The sequence below is a fragment of the Tsukamurella conjunctivitidis genome (assembly GCF_007858475.1).
Lineage (GTDB): Bacteria > Actinomycetota > Actinomycetes > Mycobacteriales > Mycobacteriaceae > Tsukamurella > Tsukamurella conjunctivitidis.
Genome location: NZ_VIGX01000051.1, coordinates 1 through 945 on the forward strand (window position 1 = coordinate 1; position 945 = coordinate 945).

Below are 945 nucleotides of genomic sequence, written 5' to 3' on the forward strand. Positions count from 1 at the left end.
GGACTCGTGCATGGGGGCACGTGCCGGGGCCGGCAGCAGGCGGATCACCCACAGCCAGATGCGTCGTCCCTCCTTGAGGAAGAAGAAGAGGCAGAAGAGGGTGATGAGTGATCCGGTGACGATGGAGATCAGCGAAGAGGTCACACTCAGGGCTCCGGAGGCCAGCACCGAGGAGTTGGACTGGAGGAACTTCGTGATCTCCTCCTGCATGCTGGTCAATGCCTTGTCGATCACCGAGGTGTCGAGTGCCAAGGGGCCGGTCTTCAGCCAGTCCAGGGCCTTCTCCAGGCCGTCCGCGGCCTTGGTCAGCAGGTCGGGGAACTGCACGAAGAGTTGGGCGGCGGCCTGGGAGACCAGGGCGATGACCGCGACCAGCGCCAGGAGCAGGCCTGCGGCGGCGGCAGCCGTACGCGAGAGATGGCCGCGGCGGACCAGGAGCGCGACCAGCGGTTCCAGCAGGACGGTGAGCAGCAGTGCGATGGCCACCGGCAGGACGACCACCGAGAGCTTCATGGCGATCCACGCGGCGGCCGCCGTCGCGGCCAGCACCACCAGGAAGCGCCAGGACCAGGCAGAGGCGACCCGCAGGGGCCAGGAGACGACCGAGGCAGCCTTCGCCTGGGCGCGCATGGGATTCTGGTCGAGGAAGCGGACGGCCTCCTCGGCCTGGAAGTCGTCGTGTTCCTCACCCCGCTGGGCGGAGAGCCGGTCGAAGAGTTCGCCGAAGCGCCCTCGTCCCCTGGCGGGCATACGCGGTGTCATCAGGCAGTCCTTCCACTGGACCCTCGGGCTTCCCAGAGTACAGGGGGTCGGGGCACCCGGCCGCGTCCAGGTGGACCGGGGCGGGTCGGGTGCCGGGTGGGGAGCCCGGACGTGCGTCCGGAACGGACTCCCAGTGCGCCGAGGAGGGCCGCGTGCTGCAATTGGGCCCAGCGACGACACAGG

The 945-nt window shown here is 69.2% G+C and carries 1 protein-coding gene; it reads right to left on the bottom strand.

Features of this window, described 5'->3' with window-relative positions; all coding sequences use genetic code 11:
- Positions 1-762: AI-2E family transporter (locus FK530_RS24275; protein ID WP_146489413.1), on the bottom strand; the 762-nt coding region annotated here is incomplete at its 3' end.
- Positions 763-945: the final 183 nt, after the last annotated feature.